The sequence below is a fragment of the Variovorax sp. Varisp85 genome, assembly GCF_047304045.1.
Classification (GTDB): Bacteria; Pseudomonadota; Gammaproteobacteria; order Burkholderiales; family Burkholderiaceae_C; genus Variovorax.
Map to the genome: position 1 here is coordinate 26,588 of NZ_JBGLYN010000007.1, position 14,335 is coordinate 40,922.

Genomic DNA, 14,335 nt, shown 5'->3' on the forward strand with positions numbered 1-14,335 from the left:
AAACGCCCATGTACATGCCCCCGCAGTTCAATGCCAAGGACCCGGCCATCGCGCTGGAGCTGATGCGCTCGCACCCGTTCGCGAGCCTGATCTCGAACGACGACGACGGGTTGCCGTACGTCACGCACCTGCCGCTCGTGGCCGAGCCGCGCGGAGGCGACGAACTGGTGCTGCTGGGGCATTGCGCCAAGCCCAATCCGCACTGGCGCTACCTGCAGGCGCGCCCCAAGGCGGTCGTCACCTTCCTCGGTCCGCATTCGTACCTGTCACCTTCGGTGTACCCTGACCTGGCCCGCGTGCCGACCTGGAACTACCTGGCCGTGCACTGCACCGTCGAGGCCCGGCTGATCGAGGAGTCCGCGGACAAGGACGCGCTGCTCAAGAAACTCATCGGCGACCACGAGCCCGCCTATGCGCAGCAGTGGCGCGACCTGGGCGAGGAATTCCAGCTCAAGATGCTGGCCGGCATCACGGGCTTCGAGTTGCGCGTGACGGCGCTGCAATGCAAGGTCAAGCTCAACCAGCACCGCCGCGAGTCGCATGCCGCGATGCACGCGGTCTACAGCGCGGGCACGCCGGACGAGCAGGCGCTTGCCGTGTGGATGGGCCGGCTCGGCATGACGGCCGATGCGCCCGTGGCGCAGGAACGCTGAGATGCGCGGACTCGGACTCATCGGCCTCGTGCTGGCACTCGTGATCGCCGGGCTGGTTGCGAAGAAGCAGATGACGAGCATGGCTTCTTCTTCGCGGCCGGCCGTGCCCGGCGTTGCTGCACCAGCAGGCGAAGCGCCTGTGAATGCGCAACAGGTGCAGCGACAGGTCAAGGAAGCGCTCGACGCGGCGACCAAGGCGCGCCAGATGCCGGATGACAACTGAGGCCATTCCCGCGCCGATGCCGGGCGATGCGCACTGGATGGCGCTCGCGCTCGCCGAGGCGCAGCTTGCCGCCGAGGCTGGCGAAGTGCCCGTCGGCGCTGTGCTGGTCAAGGACGGCCAGCTGATCGCGACAGGCCGCAACACGCCGGTCGCACAGCACGATCCGAGCGCGCATGCCGAGATCAACGCGTTGCGCGCCGGTGCCGCAGCGCTCGGCAACTACCGGCTCGATGGCTGCGAGCTGTTCGTCACGCTGGAACCGTGCGCGATGTGCTCGGGGGCAATGCTGCATTCGCGGCTGGCGCGCGTCGTGTACGGCGCGACCGATCCCAAGACCGGTGCAGCCGGTTCGGTGCTCGATCTCTTCGCCGAACCTCGGCTGAACCATCGCACGCTGGTGCAGGGCGGGGTGCTGGCGCAGGAGTGCGCCGCGGTGCTGCAGGCCTTCTTCCAGCAGCGCCGGAGCGTCGCGCGCGCGCAGGCCGAACCCTTGCGCGACGACGCGCTGCGCACGCCGCAGGAACGCTTCGACGCGCTGGCCGGCTACGCCTTCGCGCCGCACTACGTGCAGGACCTGCCGAGCCAGCAGGGCTGGCGCATGCACTACGTCGATGAAGGCGGTGAAGGCGGTGAAGGCGAAGCAGCCTGCTGCCTGTGCCTGCACGGCCCGGGCGAATGGGGCTACTTCTTCCGGCAGCTCGTGGGCCTGCCCGGGCTGCGCACGCTCGTGCCCGACCTGATCGGTTTCGGCAAGAGCGACAAGCCCAAGCGCGAAGCGCCGCATCGCCTTGAATGGCACCGCGACGTGCTGCTCGAATGGCTGGATCGCATGCAGCCCGGCGCGATGGTGCTTGCGCACAGCGCGGCCGCGACCGACCTGGCCGCGCTGCTGCAGGCCGCGGCGCCCGGCCGTTTCGCGGCGATGCTGCTCGTGCCCGACGGCGGCGAGCAAATCGGGGGCGCATGGCGCGCACCTTTCCCCGATCGGGGCTACGAAGCCGCGCTGCGCGCGCTCGGCCCCATCGCCACGTCCTCGGGACCTGCGCCGGCGCAAGCTCGAACGTTCGTGCTGCAGGCGCGAAACGCAATGGGATACTCGAACACGTGAGCAAACACATCTATATCTATTCCCCCGCCAGCGCGGTCCGCGACAAGGCCGCGTTCCGGCGCGGCGTCAAGCGGCTCCAGGCGCTGGGCCATGAAGTCGAAATCGACGAGGCGGCACTCTCGGCGTACCAACGCTTCGCGGGCGACGACGCCACGCGGCTCGCCGCGATTTCGCGCGCCGCAGCAAGCGGTGCCGACGTCGCGCTCATCGCGCGCGGCGGCTACGGCCTCACGCGCATCCTGGATGCCATTCCCTACAAGGCCGTGGCCAAGGCGATCGGCAAGGGCACCGAGTTCGTCGGCTGCAGCGACTTCACCGCGCTGCAGAGCGCGCTGCTGGTCAAGACCGGCGCCGTGAGCTGGTCGGGCCCTGCGCTCGGTGAAGACTTCGGCGCTGAGGCCGGTCCTGACGACATCATGGAAGCCTGCTTCGACGACCTCGTGAGCGGGCAGGGCGAAGGCACCGGCTGGCGCATGCCGGCGCGCGATGCCGACCTGAAGTTCAAGCCGGTGCAGGACGCGGTGCTGTGGGGTGGCAACCTCTGCGTGCTGGCCAGCCTGCTTGGCACGCCATACTTTCCCGCGGTCGACAAGGGAGTGCTCTTCATCGAGGACACCAACGAGCATCCGTACCGCATCGAACGCATGCTCGACCAGTTGAAGATGGCCGGCGTGCTGGCGCGCCAGCGTGCCATCGTGTTCGGGCAGTTCACGGGTATCCGCAAGGTGCCGGGCTACGACCGCGGCTTTGGCCTGGACACGGTGATCGACCGGCTGCGCGCTTCGCTCAAGGTGCCGGTGCTGGCGGGCCTGCCGTTCGGCCACGTGCCCACGAAGGTGCTGCTGCCGGTGGGCGCGAAGGTGTCGATGGCGGCGCAAGGGCGCGACGTCTTCCTCGTCTGGGGCCACTTGCACGCGTCGGCGCACGGGCACCACCACGAACATGATCATCAACACGCCCATTGACCACGGGCAGGGAGAAGAAATCGAAAAAAGAAAAACGGCCCCGAAGGGCCGCCGCAGCTTCAGCTGTTGTTGCTGGTAAAGCGCTGGTGCGCACGAGGCCCCATCGAGCCCGGCAATCCGCCCTTGAACATGCTGTTGATGGCTTTCATCTGGCGGCGGGCGGCGGTTTCGCCATCGATGGCGCTCAGCGCCATCATCACGTCCTGTCGCAGGTACCAGAGTGCCTCGACGTCGGCCGCGAAGCGCACGCGTTGGCTGACGCGCTGCACCGAGTGGCCGCCATGGCCCTGGAGCACCGACAGCATCGCAGTGCGAATGCGCCCCAGCTGGCTCTCCGTCGCCTGGCGGGATCCGGAGCCGGGTACGTTCAGCAGGCGAAGGAGGCGGAGAAGCATGGACGGGATGCGTGTGGGAAGCCAGGACGGCCGCTACCTTAAGCCTCAGTCAGGAGTTCCACAAGATCTGAAACGATGTTTCTTGTTTGTAAACAACACCCTTGGCTTAGTGTTTTTCGCCGTCGTTGTATTTTGTTTTCAAAAGTACTACAAGCGGCCAAAAGACCCTTGGTATGTCTGCTCCGTGCCCAACGGGGTATACCCAGCGGTCAACACGAAGAGAGCGCACGCCGTTTCTTTTTGTGCGCGATGGATATAGCCAGGAGAGCTGTTTGCGGAGGAAGGTAGAGAGCCTGAACGTTCACAACCTGCGATAGAAAAATCGAGAATCACAACAATATGGGTGTCAATTCCACAGTCGTATTCGCGGACTTGACGGGGAGTACGAGAGTCTTCGAGGCCATGGGGAATGCGCGGGCCACGGAAACGGTGACGCGGCTGACGCAATGGATCGGCGGCGTGTGCCAGGCGCATGGCGGCCGGGTGGTGAAGTCGCTCGGAGACGGCGTGTTCGCCATCTTCTCCAGTGGTGCAGCCGCCACGCACGCTGTCGTCGAGCTGCAGCGCTATCACCAGAAGCGGCTGCTCGCGTGGCCTGTGCCGTTGCGCATGGCGCTGCAGATCGGCGTGGCCAGCGGCGAGGTGGTCGAGGTCGAGGGCGACTGCTACGGCGACGCCGTCAACCTGGCCTCGCGCCTGAGCGACCTGGCCGGTCCCGGCCAGATCTGGGTGACCGACGCGGTCATCTCGCAATTGCGCGAAGGCACGGTGCAGCACCGCGACCTGGGCCTCATCAACATCCGCGGCCGCAGCGAGATGTCGGTGGTGCACCGTATCGATTGGCAGGAGGAGGTGACGAGCTTCCTCACCGTGCCTGCGGCGCTCGCTCCGCTGCGGATGCCGGACTCCACGTTCGGCCAGATCGAACTGGCCTGGCTCGACGTTCGTTCGATGTTCCGTACCGAAGAACTCCCGATCCATCTCGGGCGCGTCAATGACGCCCAGTTCGTGGTCAACGATCCCCGCGTCTCGCGGCTGCATGCGCGCATCGAGTTGCGACAGGGCAGCTGTGTGCTGATCGACGTCAGCACCTATGGCACCTGGGTGCGCTTCCATGGCAACGGCGGACCGAGCACCGAGATCGCCCTGCGGCGCGAGGAATGCGTGCTGCACGGGCGCGGAGAGATCGGGCTGGGCGCGCCGCTCAGCGATGTCAGCGCGCCGACCATCGCCTTCAACACCAACAGCGGCGATGTGATGCTGTCGCGCCGGGAGATTGCGCGTTGACGCTGCGCGGCCGCTGCCTCAGGGCTTGAGAAGCATGGCATGCACACTGGCATGCCAATTTTGTTTTGGGAAGTGACCAAAAAGTCACGCAAGTACACATTTGTGCGGCGAAGGCGCTGGTTTTTGGATGCCCGCCAGCAGTTTTTCGCAGGGCATGCTGCTTGCCTTGTATCGCTCGACCGGCGCTGAAACGCCGTAGGAGCGAGGAACATGGTGGAACAGTTCGAGGCCGGCTGCGCGAGCCGGGTCGTGGCATGAACGCAATGAGCAGCATGGGTGCCATCGGTGGCCTCAACGGCATGGAAGGCGGAGCCAGCGTGAATTTCAGCGCGGAACATCCCGCGAAGGAGCGCACTGCGGCGAGCAGCAAGGGGATGACGCATGTGCGTCCCTTCACCCGCGTCGAGGCCGCCATTGCGGCGGTGGAATCGCTGGACCGCGAACTGAAGAAATTCGAACTCGCTGTGGCCGACAGCCTGCAGGACTACCTGGGCGTGCAGATGGCGCAGATCACCGACTGCGCGCTGGCACGCGGCTGGGAGCCGGTCAGCTTCATGCAGAAGGACGGATTCCGCGTTTATCGCTACGAGGCCATGCCCGCCTACAAGGGGCGCCGCAAGAAGCGTTGAGGCGCCGCCGCAGAGCCGGACGTCAGCCGCTGGCCGTCGTGTCGAAGACGGCCAGGGCGCCAAGCACGCCGCGCGTCTCGAGCACGGCCAGTTGGCGCGCCACTGCCGCGACGAAGCGCGGTTCACCGCCGAGCTCGCCGAAGACTGGCGCGAACCCCGCGAAGAAGGCAACGCGCTCCTGCACCGACGGTGCCGCGTCGGCTTGCACGAGCCGGTGGGCCAGTGCTTCGGCGAGAGGGTCTTGTATGTCGTGCGTGGCACCGGTCTCGTCCACGCCGCGCAGGTAGTGAATCCATGCGGCGATGGCGAGCGCGAGCCGGTCGATGGGCTGTCCGGCAGCGAGCCGGTCGCGCACGGTGCCGAGCAGGCGCTGCGGCAGCTTCTGCGAGCCGTCCATTGCGATCTGCTTCGTCTGGTGCTGCAGCGCGGGATTCGAGAAGCGCTGCAGCAGCCGCGCGCGATAGCTGTCCAGGTCGAGGCCCTGCATGGCCGGCAGCGTGGGGGCGATCTCTTCGCGCATCAACGCATCGATGAAGTTGCGCAAGGCCGGCTCCGCCATCGCGCGGTCCACCGTGCGAAAGCCCGCCATCGTACCCAGGTAGGCGAGCGCCGAATGGCTGCCGTTGACCATGCGCAGCTTCAGCCGCTCGAAGGGTTCCGCATGCTCGACGAAGCGCGCGCCTCCCGCGGCCCAGCCGGGGCGCCCGTTGGCGAAGCGGTCTTCCACCACCCATTCGAGAAAGGGCTCGCCGATCACCGGCCATGCATCTTCGGCGCCGAGGCGCGCGGAGATGCGTTCGCGATCGGCGTCGGTGGTGCGCGGCACGATGCGATCGACCATCGAATTGGGGAAGGTGCAGTGCGCGCCGATCCAGCCGTGCAATGCGCCGTCGACCTGCTGCGCAAAGGCCAGCACGATGCCGCGCAGCGTGTCGCCGTTCGCGGGCAGGTTGTCGCAGGACAGCAGCGTCACGGGCGGCAGCCCGCGCTGGCGGCGCAGGTTCAGCGCGTGCACGACGAAGCCGGGCATCGTGCGCGGCGCTTGCGGGTGCGCGAGGTCGTGCACGATGCCGGCGTCGTCCAGCCGCAGCGCGCCGGTGGCCGGGTCGTGGTGGTAGCCCTTCTCGGTGATCGTCAGGGTGACGATGCGCGTGTCCGGATGGGCGAGGCGTTCGAGCACGGCCAGCGGGTCTTCCGGCGCCACGAGCACGTCGAGCAGGTTGCCCACCACCTGCAGCGCCTCGCGCGGGCTGCCGTCGTCGGCCGCATCGCGCAGTGCCAGCGTGTAGAGGCCGCCTTGCGGCTGCAGCGCATCGCGCGTATCGGCCGCGCGCAGCGACACGCCCACCGTGCCCCAGCGCAGGTCGCCGCTGGCATGCAGCGCGGCCTCGTTGACGACCGCAAGGTGCGCGCGATGGAAGGCGCCCACGCCGAGGTGGACGATGCCGGCCTGCAGCGCATCGCGCACATAGCGCGGTTTTGCCACGTCGGCGGGCAGCGAGGGCAGGGTGCCGGGATGCAGACGTGCCATGGCGCTTTCCCCGTTCACCAGTTCCACAGCGTGCCGTCGTGCTGAAGCCGGTTCACCGGCAGGTAGGCGCGCTGGTACGGGTACTTGGCGGCGAGCTTCTCGTCGATGTCCACGCCATGGCCCGGTGCCTCGCCTGGATGCAGCATGCCGTTGGCGAAGCTGTAGGCATGAGGGAACACTGCATCGGTCTCGTCGGTGTGGCGCATGTATTCCTGGATGCCGAAGTTGGGCACCCACATGTCGAAGTGCAGCGCCGCGCCCATGCAGGCCGGCGACAGGTCGGTCGCGCCATGGCAGCCGGTGCGCACCTGGTAGAGCGAAGCCAGGTCGGCGATGCGGCGCAGCTGGGTGATGCCGCCCGCGTGGACCACCGTGGTGCGGATGAAGTCGATCAGCTGGTTTTCGATCAGGTCCTTGCAGTCCCAGATGCTGTTGAAGATCTCGCCCACGGCCAGCGGTGTGGTCGTGTGCTGGCGGATGAGCCTGAAGGCTTCCTGGTTCTCGGCCGGCGTCGCGTCTTCCATCCAGAACAGGTTGAAGGGTTCGAGCGACTTGCCCAGCCGCCCGGCCTCGATGGGCGTCAGGCGATGGTGCACGTCGTGCAGCAGGTGGATGTCGGGGCCCACGGCGCTACGCACTGCGTCGAAGAGCTTCGGCGTGTGCTCCAGGTACTTGGCGGTCGACCAGTCGTGCTCGCTGGGCAGGTCAGCGTCGGCCGGCTCGTAGAACATGGTGCCGCGGCCCACGCCGTACACCTTTTCCAGGCCCGGCACGCCGCTCTGTGCGCGGATGGCCAGGTAGCCTTCGTCCCTGTAGCGAAGCACCTCGTCCACCGTCTGTTCGATGTCGCGGCCGTTGGCGTGGCCGTACACCATCACGCCGGTGCGGCTCTTGCCGCCGAGCAGCTGGTACAGCGGCATGTTCGCGGCCTTGGCCTTGATGTCCCACAGCGCGGTGTCGACCGCGGCGATGGCGGTCATGGTGACCGGGCCGCGGCGCCAGTAGGCGCCCTTGTAGAGGTATTGCCAGATGTCCTCGATCTGCTGCGCGTCGCGCCCGATCAGGCAGGGAATGACGTGCTCAGTGAGGTAGGCCGCCACGGCCAACTCGCGTCCGTTGAGCGTGGCATCGCCGATGCCGGTGAGGCCCTCGTCGGTTTCGATCTTGAGGGTGACGAAGTTGCGCCCGGGGCTGCAGACGATGACGCGTGCGTTGGTGATTTTCATGATGCGTGGCTTCAGGGGGTGTGTGGTTCAGCCGTTCCAGCCGAGGTGACCGAGGAAGTCGCGGGTGCGCTCCACCGTCGGGTTGTCGAAGATCTGCGTGGGCGGGCCCTGTTCGATGATGGCGCCGGCTTCGAACACCACCACCCAGTCGGCCACGCGCCGCGCGAAGCCCATCTCGTGCGTCACCACGATCATGGTCATGCCTTCCTGCGCGAGCTTCTGCATCACGCTCAGCACTTCGCCGACGGTCTCGGGGTCGAGCGCCGAGGTGGGCTCGTCGAACAGCATCACCTCGGGCTCCATCGCCAGCGCGCGGGCAATGGCCACGCGCTGCTGCTGGCCGCCCGAGAGGTTGGCCGGGAAGTTGCCGGCCTTGTTCGCCAGGCCCACCTTTTCCAGCAGCACCATCGCGCGGGCGCGGGCCTTGTCCTCGGGCATGCCCAGCACTGTGACCGGGCCCATCGCCACGTTGTCGAGCGCCGACTTGTGCGGGAACAGCTCGAAGCTCTGGAACACCATGCCCATGCGCTGGCGCACCTTGCGCACCTGCGACTCCTGCGAGGGCAGCGCCACGCCGTCGACCAGCACGCGCCCGCCGTCGATGGCCTCCAGCGCGTTGGTGCAGCGAAGCAGCGTGGACTTGCCCGAGCCCGAGGGACCGATCAGGCACATCACCTCGCCCTTGTGCACCTGCAGCGACACGCCGCGCAGCGCCACGAAGTCGCCGTACAGCTTGCGGACGTTCTCGTACACCAGCACGGGCGGCTGGTCGGCGTTCTTGCGCGCCGGGGAAAGAGCGGTTGGGGTGGTTGCGTTCATTCCTTGACTCCGTATTTGCGGTGGATCCAGTCCACCAGCTTGGCTTGCGGGTAGCCCATGAGCCAGTAGATGACGGCCATGGCGGTGAGCATCTCCAGTACGCGGAAGGTCTGCGCACGAATCTGCATCGAGGTGTAGGCCAGCTCGCTGACGGCGATGACCGAGACCAGCGAGGTGTCCTTGAACAGCGAGATCCAGGTGCTCGCGATCACCGGCAGGATGCGGCGCGCGGCCTGCGGGATCACCACCTTGAACATCGCCTGGCGGCGCGACATGCCCATGGCGAGCGCGGCCTCCATCTGCCCCTTGCGGATCGAGTTGATGCCTGCGCGGAAGGTCTCGGCGTTGTAGGCCGCGACGTTCAGCACCAGCGCCACGAGCGCGGTGGTGATGGCCGAGAACTGCACGTCGAAGGCCATGGGCATCACGTAGAAGGCCCAGTAGATGACGAGGATCAGCGGCAGGTTGCGGAAGAACTCCACGAAGCCGAGCGAAACCGACTGCAGCAGCTTGTTGGGCGACAGGCGCATCAGCGCGAGCACGATGCCGCCGGGCACTGCCAGCAGCATCGTGAGCACGGTCAGGCCCACGGTGAGGGCGGCGCCTTCGAGCAGCGCGGCGCGGTGCGTCCAGATCACGGACCAATCGAATGTCATGGCTGTGTCTTTCCTACGAGCGGCCAAGGTGCGCGAAGCGGCGATAGAGCCGGTCCACGCCCCGCGTGACGGGAAACAGGATGCAGAAGTACGCCACCATCACCGCGGTGAACACCTCCACCGGCCGGTAGCTCTGGCCGGCCACGGTTTCGGCGCGGTGCATCAGCTCGGGCACCGCGATCACGGTGGCGATGGCCGTGTCCTTGATCGCGATGGTGAGGATCGAACCGAAGGCCGGCAGCATCCGCACGATGGCCTGCGGCAGCAGCACCTTGCGCAAAATCTGCGCGCGCGACATGCCCAGCGCCAGTGCGGCGCGCGTCTGGCCCGGCCGGATCGACTCGATGCCTGCGCGGATCACCTCCGCCGCGTAGGCCGCGATGTGCAGCGTGAGCGCGACCAGCGCCGCCCAGAAGGGCGGGAAGGTCACGTTCGCGATGATCGGGAACGCGAAGTAGATCCAGATCAGCACCACCAGCACCGGAATGGCGCGCATCGAGTCGATGTAGAAGACCAGCAGCGGCCGCAGCCAGCGCGGGCCGTACAGGCGCAACAGCGCAATCACGAGCCCGGCCAGCAGGCTCGTGGCCGCGCTGACGATGCTCAGCAGCACGGTCATGCCCAGGCCGCTGGCGAAGAAGCGCCAGTTGTCCGCGATCGGCGAGAAATCGAAGTTCATGGGAATAATCCCCGTGAGGTGATGAAGGGAAGGGCGGGTGCGTTCTTCAGAACGTGACCATCACCTTCATGGCGCGCTGCCGGTCGGCGGCCAGCGCAAAGGCCTCGTGCACGCGCGACACCGGCAGTGCGTCGGTCAGCAGCGGCGACACGTCGAGCACGCCGCGGCTCAGGTAGTCGACCGCCCATGCGTACTCGCCGATGAAGCGGAAGGTGCCAACGTAGGTGAGGCTCTTCACCATGACCTGGTTGAACGGGCAGCCCTCGCTGCTGCCGTTGAGTGTGCCCACCTGCACGACGGTGCCGCGCGGGCGCGTGAGGCGGATGCAGTTGGCCAGCCCTGCGTAGTTGCCCGACACCTCGAAGCTCACGTCGACCTGGCCCTTGCCCTCGGCCAGCGCGTCCAGTGCCGCCGGGTCCTTCGCGGCGTTGATGGTCTGCGTGGCGCCCACGCGGGTGCAGGCGGCCAGCGTCTGGTCCTGGATGTCCACCGCGATCAGCCGGCTCGCGCCCGCCAGCTTCGCGGCCATGAGGATCAGGGCCCCGATGGGGCCGGTGCCGATCACCATCACCGTCTTGCCCAGCAGCGAGCCGGCCTCCTGCACCGCATGCAGCGCCACCGCCAGCGGCTCGCCGAAGGCGGCCAGTTCGAACGACAGGCCGTCGGGTACGGGCACGCACTGGCTCGCTTCCACCACCACCTGCTCGCGCATCGCGCCCTGCATGTGGGGCCACTTGCTCGCGCTGCCGAAGAAGTGCACGTTCTCGCAGTGGTTGGAAGCACCCACGCGGCAGAAGCGGCAGTGGCCGCAGGTGCGCGAGGGGTTGAGCGCCACGCGGTCGCCGGCGCGCACCGAGGTCACTTGCGCGCCCACTTCCAGCACCTGGCCCGAGGCTTCGTGGCCCGGCGTGAGCGGGGCGCGGATCAGGAAGTCGCCGACGCGGCCGTGCTGGTAGTAGTGCAGGTCGGAGCCGCAGATGCCCACGGCCTTGACGCCGACGCGCACCTGCGTGGGCGAGAGCGTTTCCGTGGGCACGTCTTCCACGCGCAGGTCGCGGGCACCGTGGATCTGGCAGTTCAACATGATGAAGATCTGGAAATGATGAGCAAGGGAGTCCCCGCGGGCCACTCTGATGGCGGCGGCCCGAAAGACTTCGATGGGAGGTGGAGGAAGCGCCCGAAGGCGCTCGACTTACTTGAGGTTCTGCGTCATGCGCCGCTCTTCCGCGGTCAGCGCGGGCTGCATGCGCTGCGCCACCGATCGCAGCCAGTCGAGGTACACCTGCTGTTCCTTGGCCACGCCCATGCCGGACTGGATCTCGAAGATCTTGCTGTCCTGGCAGTCGTTTTCCTTCGGGAACGCGGCCAGCCCCTTCACCTTCTTGCTGATGTTGGGCCACAGCATGCGGTTGAGCGGCGCCACGTCGGAGCGCCCGGCCATCACTTCCTCGATGGGCGCGACCGAGCCTGAATTGGCCACCCCGCGCAGCTTGGCCTTCGGGAACTGCTGGCGCACCAGCGGCTCTTCGCCGGCACCCGAGAAATAGGCGATGGTGACTTCGGGCCTGTTGAAGTCCTCGAGCGTCTTCGCGCCGGTGAACTTCGGGTTGTCGGCGCGTCCGAACATGCACACGCCGGTGCTGGAGAAGGTGACGAAGTCGATGATCTTCGCGCGCTCGGCCGTCTGGTTCAGCGGGCCGATCATGATGTCCATCTGGTTGGCCACCAGCGCCGGCACCTTGGTTTCGTGGCTCACCGCCACCGGCATCATCCTCACGCCGAGCAGCTTGGCGAATTCCTTGCCCAGCATCCACGACGGGCCGGCCCAGTCTTCGCCGTCGCCGCTGGTGTTCTGCACCAGCCAGGGCGGGTTGTTGACCACGCCGACGCGCAGCACGCCGGCCTTGCGGATGGCGTCGATGCGGGGGCTGGCACCCGGCGCGGGCGGGGTCTGCGCCAGGGCCGTCGAGCCCAGGGCCGCGAGTGCTGCAGCGAACACGGCACCGCGCGATGCGCGCGCCAGGAAGGTCTTGATCTTCGTCATGCTGTCTGTCTCCTGATGTTGCTGGGATTCATGCTCACTTGAGCGTGCCGACGATGCGGGCCTCGTCCGCGTCCAGGCGCGCCTTCTGCGCCTTGGCGACCTCGCGCAGCCAGTTCAGGTACGCCGGCTGGTTCTTGTCCACCGCGAGCCCGACGGGCGAGGCCTTCTCGGTGCTCGACTGGCAGTTGTTGTCCTTCGGCAGCACGGCCAGTCCCTTGACCTTCTGCTGCAGGCCGACCCATGGCACGCGGTTGATCGGCGCGGCGTCGGCGCGGCGCGCCATGATTTCCTCGATGGGGGCGGTGGCGCCCGAACTGGCGACGGCGCGCAGCTTCGCCTTCGGGAAGCGCTCCTTGACCCAGCCTTCCTCGGCGCCGCCGGTGAAATAGGCGATCGTCACGTCGGGCTGGTTGAGGTCGTCCACAGAGGCGGCCTTGGCCAGCTTCGCGTTGTCGGCGCGACCGAACATGCACACGCTGGTGGCGGAGTAGATGACGAAGTCGACCACCTTGAGCCGCTCGGGCGTTTCGCCCAGGGGGCTGATGGTCATGTCGACCTGGTTGGCCGCGAGCACCGGCACCTTGGTCTCGTGTGAGACCGGCACGGTGCGCAGCTTCACGCCCAGCAGCTTCGCGTATTCGGTGGCCAGCAGCCAGGCCGGGCCGCTCCACGGTTCGCCCTGGCCGGTGGTGTTTTCCATCAGCCAGGGGGCGTTCTGCAGCACGCCCACGCGCAGTTCGCCGGCCTTGCGGATGGCGTCGATGCGTGGGCTGGCGCCGGGCGCCGGCTGGGCGGACGCGCCACCCGCGGTAGCGGCCAGCAATGTCAGGGCGAAGCAATGCGCGGCGATGCGGCATCGCCGAAGGACGGTGGATCTCATGGTCTTGTCTCCGTGGTTCGGGTGGCGCCGGCCGGCAGGCCGGACGCCGGGTGCCTGCTCAGCGCCAGGCTTGCGCGAATTCGCTGATCACGCGCTCGATGTGCGCGCGCATGGCTTTGCGGGCCGCGTCTGCGTCGCGCTCCAGCAGGGCGGTGAACACGCGCTGGTGGTCGTCCTGCGAGGCGCGGCGCAGCGCCGGGGTGTGGAAGTGGGCCTCCAGCTGCGACCAGATCGGGGCCTTGGTGTGGTCCCACACCGCGGTCACCATCTGCAGCAGCACGCTGTTGCCGGTCGACTCGGCAATGCGCAGGTGGAACAGGCGGTCGGCCGCTTCGTTGGCCTCCTTGTCGTGCATGTTCTCGCGCATCTCGGCCAGCGCGCTGTAGATGCGGTCGAGGTCGCTGTCCTTGCGGCTCTCGGCGGCCACCGCCGCGATCTCGGCCTCGATCAGGCAGCGCGCGCGCAGCAGCTCGAAGGGGCCCGGGCCGGGCGACAGGGTGTAGGCCGAGGCCGGCGCCACCGCGCCGGGTGCCGGCGCACAGACATAGATGCCCGAGCCGCCGCGCACTTCGACGTTGCCCTGGATCTCCAGCACGATGATGGCCTCGCGCACCAGCGTGCGGCTCACGCCGAAGCGGTCGGCCAGTGCGCGCTCGGACGGCAGGCGGTCGCCCACCTTGAATTCGCCTTCGGTGATGAGGGCGGCGATGCTGGCTGCGAGCTTCTGGTAGGAGCGGTCGGAATCCGGCTCGGTCGCAGGCAGGCGGGGGAGTTCGTGAATGGTCGCCATGTGGTGAGCCAGTCTAAAAGTGGTTCACCAATTTGCCGATAGTGGTTTACCACTAGCCGGCTGCCGGCTGCCGGCCGCGCTCAGCCCTGCGCCAGGAGGCCGCCGAGCCTGTCGATGTCGATCGGCTTCTGCAGGTGGTGGTCGAACAGCCCTTCGGCCGCCTCGCTGCCCGCGTCCTCCGCCGAAAAACCCGAGATCGCGATCAACAGCTTCGGCGTGCCTTGGGTGGTGCTGGCGCGCAGCCGCCGCGCCACCTCGGGGCCCGGGAAATCGGGCAGCGTGAGGTCGATGAGCGCGGCATCGAAGCTCTCGGCGGCGGCCGCGTCCAGCGCCTGCTGCGCCGTGTAGGTGCAGCGCGCGGTGTGGCCGAACAGGCCCAGCAGTTCCTGCAGCAGGTCAGCCGCTGCCTTGTTGTCGTCGACGATCAGCACGTTCACGAGGGGTTTCTTT

17 protein-coding genes are annotated in these 14,335 nt (G+C 67.6%); 6 read left to right on the top strand and 11 right to left on the bottom strand.

The window, feature by feature from the left end:
• Window positions 1-8: 8 nt before the first annotated feature.
• The 4 genes from ACCC97_RS04730 to ACCC97_RS04745 are packed head-to-tail and all read left to right on the top strand — an operon-like array spanning window position 9 to window position 2,949.
• Window positions 9-653 (top strand): FMN-binding negative transcriptional regulator, encoded by a 645-nt coding sequence (locus tag ACCC97_RS04730; protein ID WP_413311740.1) that lies wholly within the window; start codon window positions 9-11, stop codon window positions 651-653.
• Between the two features lies 1 nt (window position 654).
• The gene (locus ACCC97_RS04735) at window positions 655-876 is read left to right on the top strand and encodes a hypothetical protein (protein ID WP_413311741.1); all 222 of its coding nucleotides are present in this window, start codon (window positions 655-657) and stop codon (window positions 874-876) included.
• Complete coding sequence (tadA, locus tag ACCC97_RS04740) at window positions 866-1,984, top strand: tRNA adenosine(34) deaminase TadA (RefSeq protein ID WP_413331726.1); 1,119 nt, start codon at window positions 866-868, stop codon at window positions 1,982-1,984. The genes ACCC97_RS04735 and tadA overlap by 11 nt, the downstream gene beginning before the upstream one ends.
• Window positions 1,981-2,949 carry an LD-carboxypeptidase gene (locus ACCC97_RS04745; RefSeq protein WP_007832216.1) on the top strand — a complete coding sequence of 323 codons (969 nt, stop codon included), beginning with the start codon at window positions 1,981-1,983 and terminating at the stop codon, window positions 2,947-2,949. Before tadA ends, ACCC97_RS04745 begins: the two co-directional genes overlap by 4 nt.
• Before the next feature lie 59 nt (window positions 2,950-3,008).
• Here the strand turns inward: ACCC97_RS04745 and ACCC97_RS04750 are convergent, their stop codons facing one another.
• Window positions 3,009-3,344 (bottom strand): hypothetical protein, encoded by a 336-nt coding sequence (locus tag ACCC97_RS04750; RefSeq protein WP_007832215.1) that lies wholly within the window; start codon window positions 3,342-3,344, stop codon window positions 3,009-3,011.
• Between the two features lie 339 nt (window positions 3,345-3,683).
• Here ACCC97_RS04750 and ACCC97_RS04755 point away from each other — a divergent pair, with 339 nt between their 5' ends.
• Together ACCC97_RS04755 and ACCC97_RS04760 are read left to right on the top strand one after the other, a co-directional pair.
• Window positions 3,684-4,631, top strand: coding sequence for an adenylate/guanylate cyclase domain-containing protein (locus ACCC97_RS04755; protein WP_007832214.1), 948 nt, complete (start codon window positions 3,684-3,686; stop codon window positions 4,629-4,631).
• Between the two features lie 254 nt (window positions 4,632-4,885).
• Entirely contained in the window at window positions 4,886-5,260 is a 375-nt protein-coding gene (locus ACCC97_RS04760; protein ID WP_413311746.1) for a hypothetical protein, read from the top strand.
• Between the two features lie 22 nt (window positions 5,261-5,282).
• Here ACCC97_RS04760 and ACCC97_RS04765 read toward each other — a convergent pair whose 3' ends face one another.
• The 10 genes from ACCC97_RS04765 to ACCC97_RS04810 all read right to left on the bottom strand — a co-directional run bounded on the left by ACCC97_RS04765 (window position 5,283) and on the right by ACCC97_RS04810 (window position 14,322).
• A complete protein-coding gene (locus ACCC97_RS04765) occupies window positions 5,283-6,791 on the bottom strand; it encodes a mannitol dehydrogenase family protein (RefSeq protein ID WP_007832212.1) in 1,509 nt (502 codons plus the stop codon).
• A 14-nt stretch (window positions 6,792-6,805) separates the two neighbouring features.
• A complete protein-coding gene (manD, locus tag ACCC97_RS04770; RefSeq protein ID WP_413311749.1) occupies window positions 6,806-8,017 on the bottom strand; it encodes a D-mannonate dehydratase ManD in 1,212 nt (403 codons plus the stop codon).
• 27 nt (window positions 8,018-8,044) lie between these two features.
• Complete coding sequence (locus ACCC97_RS04775) at window positions 8,045-8,836, bottom strand: amino acid ABC transporter ATP-binding protein (protein ID WP_007832210.1); 792 nt, start codon at window positions 8,834-8,836, stop codon at window positions 8,045-8,047.
• Window positions 8,833-9,492 (bottom strand): amino acid ABC transporter permease, encoded by a 660-nt coding sequence (locus ACCC97_RS04780; RefSeq protein WP_413311751.1) that lies wholly within the window; start codon window positions 9,490-9,492, stop codon window positions 8,833-8,835. The genes ACCC97_RS04775 and ACCC97_RS04780 overlap by 4 nt, the downstream gene beginning before the upstream one ends.
• 13 nt (window positions 9,493-9,505) lie before the next feature.
• Entirely contained in the window at window positions 9,506-10,171 is a 666-nt protein-coding gene (locus ACCC97_RS04785) for an amino acid ABC transporter permease (protein ID WP_007832206.1), read from the bottom strand.
• A 46-nt stretch (window positions 10,172-10,217) separates the two neighbouring features.
• Entirely contained in the window at window positions 10,218-11,255 is a 1,038-nt protein-coding gene (locus ACCC97_RS04790; protein WP_007832203.1) for an L-idonate 5-dehydrogenase, read from the bottom strand.
• A 108-nt stretch (window positions 11,256-11,363) separates the two neighbouring features.
• Complete coding sequence (locus tag ACCC97_RS04795) at window positions 11,364-12,215, bottom strand: transporter substrate-binding domain-containing protein (RefSeq protein ID WP_007832202.1); 852 nt, start codon at window positions 12,213-12,215, stop codon at window positions 11,364-11,366.
• A gap of 34 nt (window positions 12,216-12,249) precedes the next feature.
• Window positions 12,250-13,095 carry a substrate-binding periplasmic protein gene (locus ACCC97_RS04800; RefSeq protein WP_007832200.1) on the bottom strand — a complete coding sequence of 282 codons (846 nt, stop codon included), beginning with the start codon at window positions 13,093-13,095 and terminating at the stop codon, window positions 12,250-12,252.
• A gap of 58 nt (window positions 13,096-13,153) precedes the next feature.
• Window positions 13,154-13,885: a FadR/GntR family transcriptional regulator gene (locus ACCC97_RS04805; protein ID WP_007832199.1), complete on the bottom strand. Its 732-nt coding sequence runs from the start codon at window positions 13,883-13,885 to the stop codon at window positions 13,154-13,156.
• Between the two features lie 80 nt (window positions 13,886-13,965).
• Window positions 13,966-14,322: a response regulator gene (locus ACCC97_RS04810; RefSeq protein WP_413331727.1), complete on the bottom strand. Its 357-nt coding sequence runs from the start codon at window positions 14,320-14,322 to the stop codon at window positions 13,966-13,968.
• Window positions 14,323-14,335: the final 13 nt, after the last annotated feature.

Coding starts and splice junctions, on each gene's coding strand:
- ACCC97_RS04750 (WP_007832215.1), bottom strand. CDS start 3,344: ATGCTTCTCCGCCTCCTTCGCCTGCTGAACGTACCCGGCTCCGGATCC.
- ACCC97_RS04780 (WP_413311751.1), bottom strand. CDS start 9,492: ATGACATTCGATTGGTCCGTGATCTGGACGCACCGCGCCGCGCTGCTC.
- ACCC97_RS04765 (WP_007832212.1), bottom strand. CDS start 6,791: ATGGCACGTCTGCATCCCGGCACCCTGCCCTCGCTGCCCGCCGACGTG.
- ACCC97_RS04730 (WP_413311740.1), top strand. CDS start 9: ATGTACATGCCCCCGCAGTTCAATGCCAAGGACCCGGCCATCGCGCTG.
- ACCC97_RS04735 (WP_413311741.1), top strand. CDS start 655: ATGCGCGGACTCGGACTCATCGGCCTCGTGCTGGCACTCGTGATCGCC.
- ACCC97_RS04795 (WP_007832202.1), bottom strand. CDS start 12,215: ATGACGAAGATCAAGACCTTCCTGGCGCGCGCATCGCGCGGTGCCGTG.
- ACCC97_RS04760 (WP_413311746.1), top strand. CDS start 4,886: ATGAACGCAATGAGCAGCATGGGTGCCATCGGTGGCCTCAACGGCATG.
- ACCC97_RS04775 (WP_007832210.1), bottom strand. CDS start 8,836: ATGAACGCAACCACCCCAACCGCTCTTTCCCCGGCGCGCAAGAACGCC.
- ACCC97_RS04785 (WP_007832206.1), bottom strand. CDS start 10,171: ATGAACTTCGATTTCTCGCCGATCGCGGACAACTGGCGCTTCTTCGCC.
- manD (WP_413311749.1), bottom strand. CDS start 8,017: ATGAAAATCACCAACGCACGCGTCATCGTCTGCAGCCCCGGGCGCAAC.
- ACCC97_RS04800 (WP_007832200.1), bottom strand. CDS start 13,095: ATGAGATCCACCGTCCTTCGGCGATGCCGCATCGCCGCGCATTGCTTC.
- ACCC97_RS04805 (WP_007832199.1), bottom strand. CDS start 13,885: ATGGCGACCATTCACGAACTCCCCCGCCTGCCTGCGACCGAGCCGGAT.
- ACCC97_RS04755 (WP_007832214.1), top strand. CDS start 3,684: ATGGGTGTCAATTCCACAGTCGTATTCGCGGACTTGACGGGGAGTACG.
- ACCC97_RS04790 (WP_007832203.1), bottom strand. CDS start 11,255: ATGTTGAACTGCCAGATCCACGGTGCCCGCGACCTGCGCGTGGAAGAC.
- tadA (WP_413331726.1), top strand. CDS start 866: ATGACAACTGAGGCCATTCCCGCGCCGATGCCGGGCGATGCGCACTGG.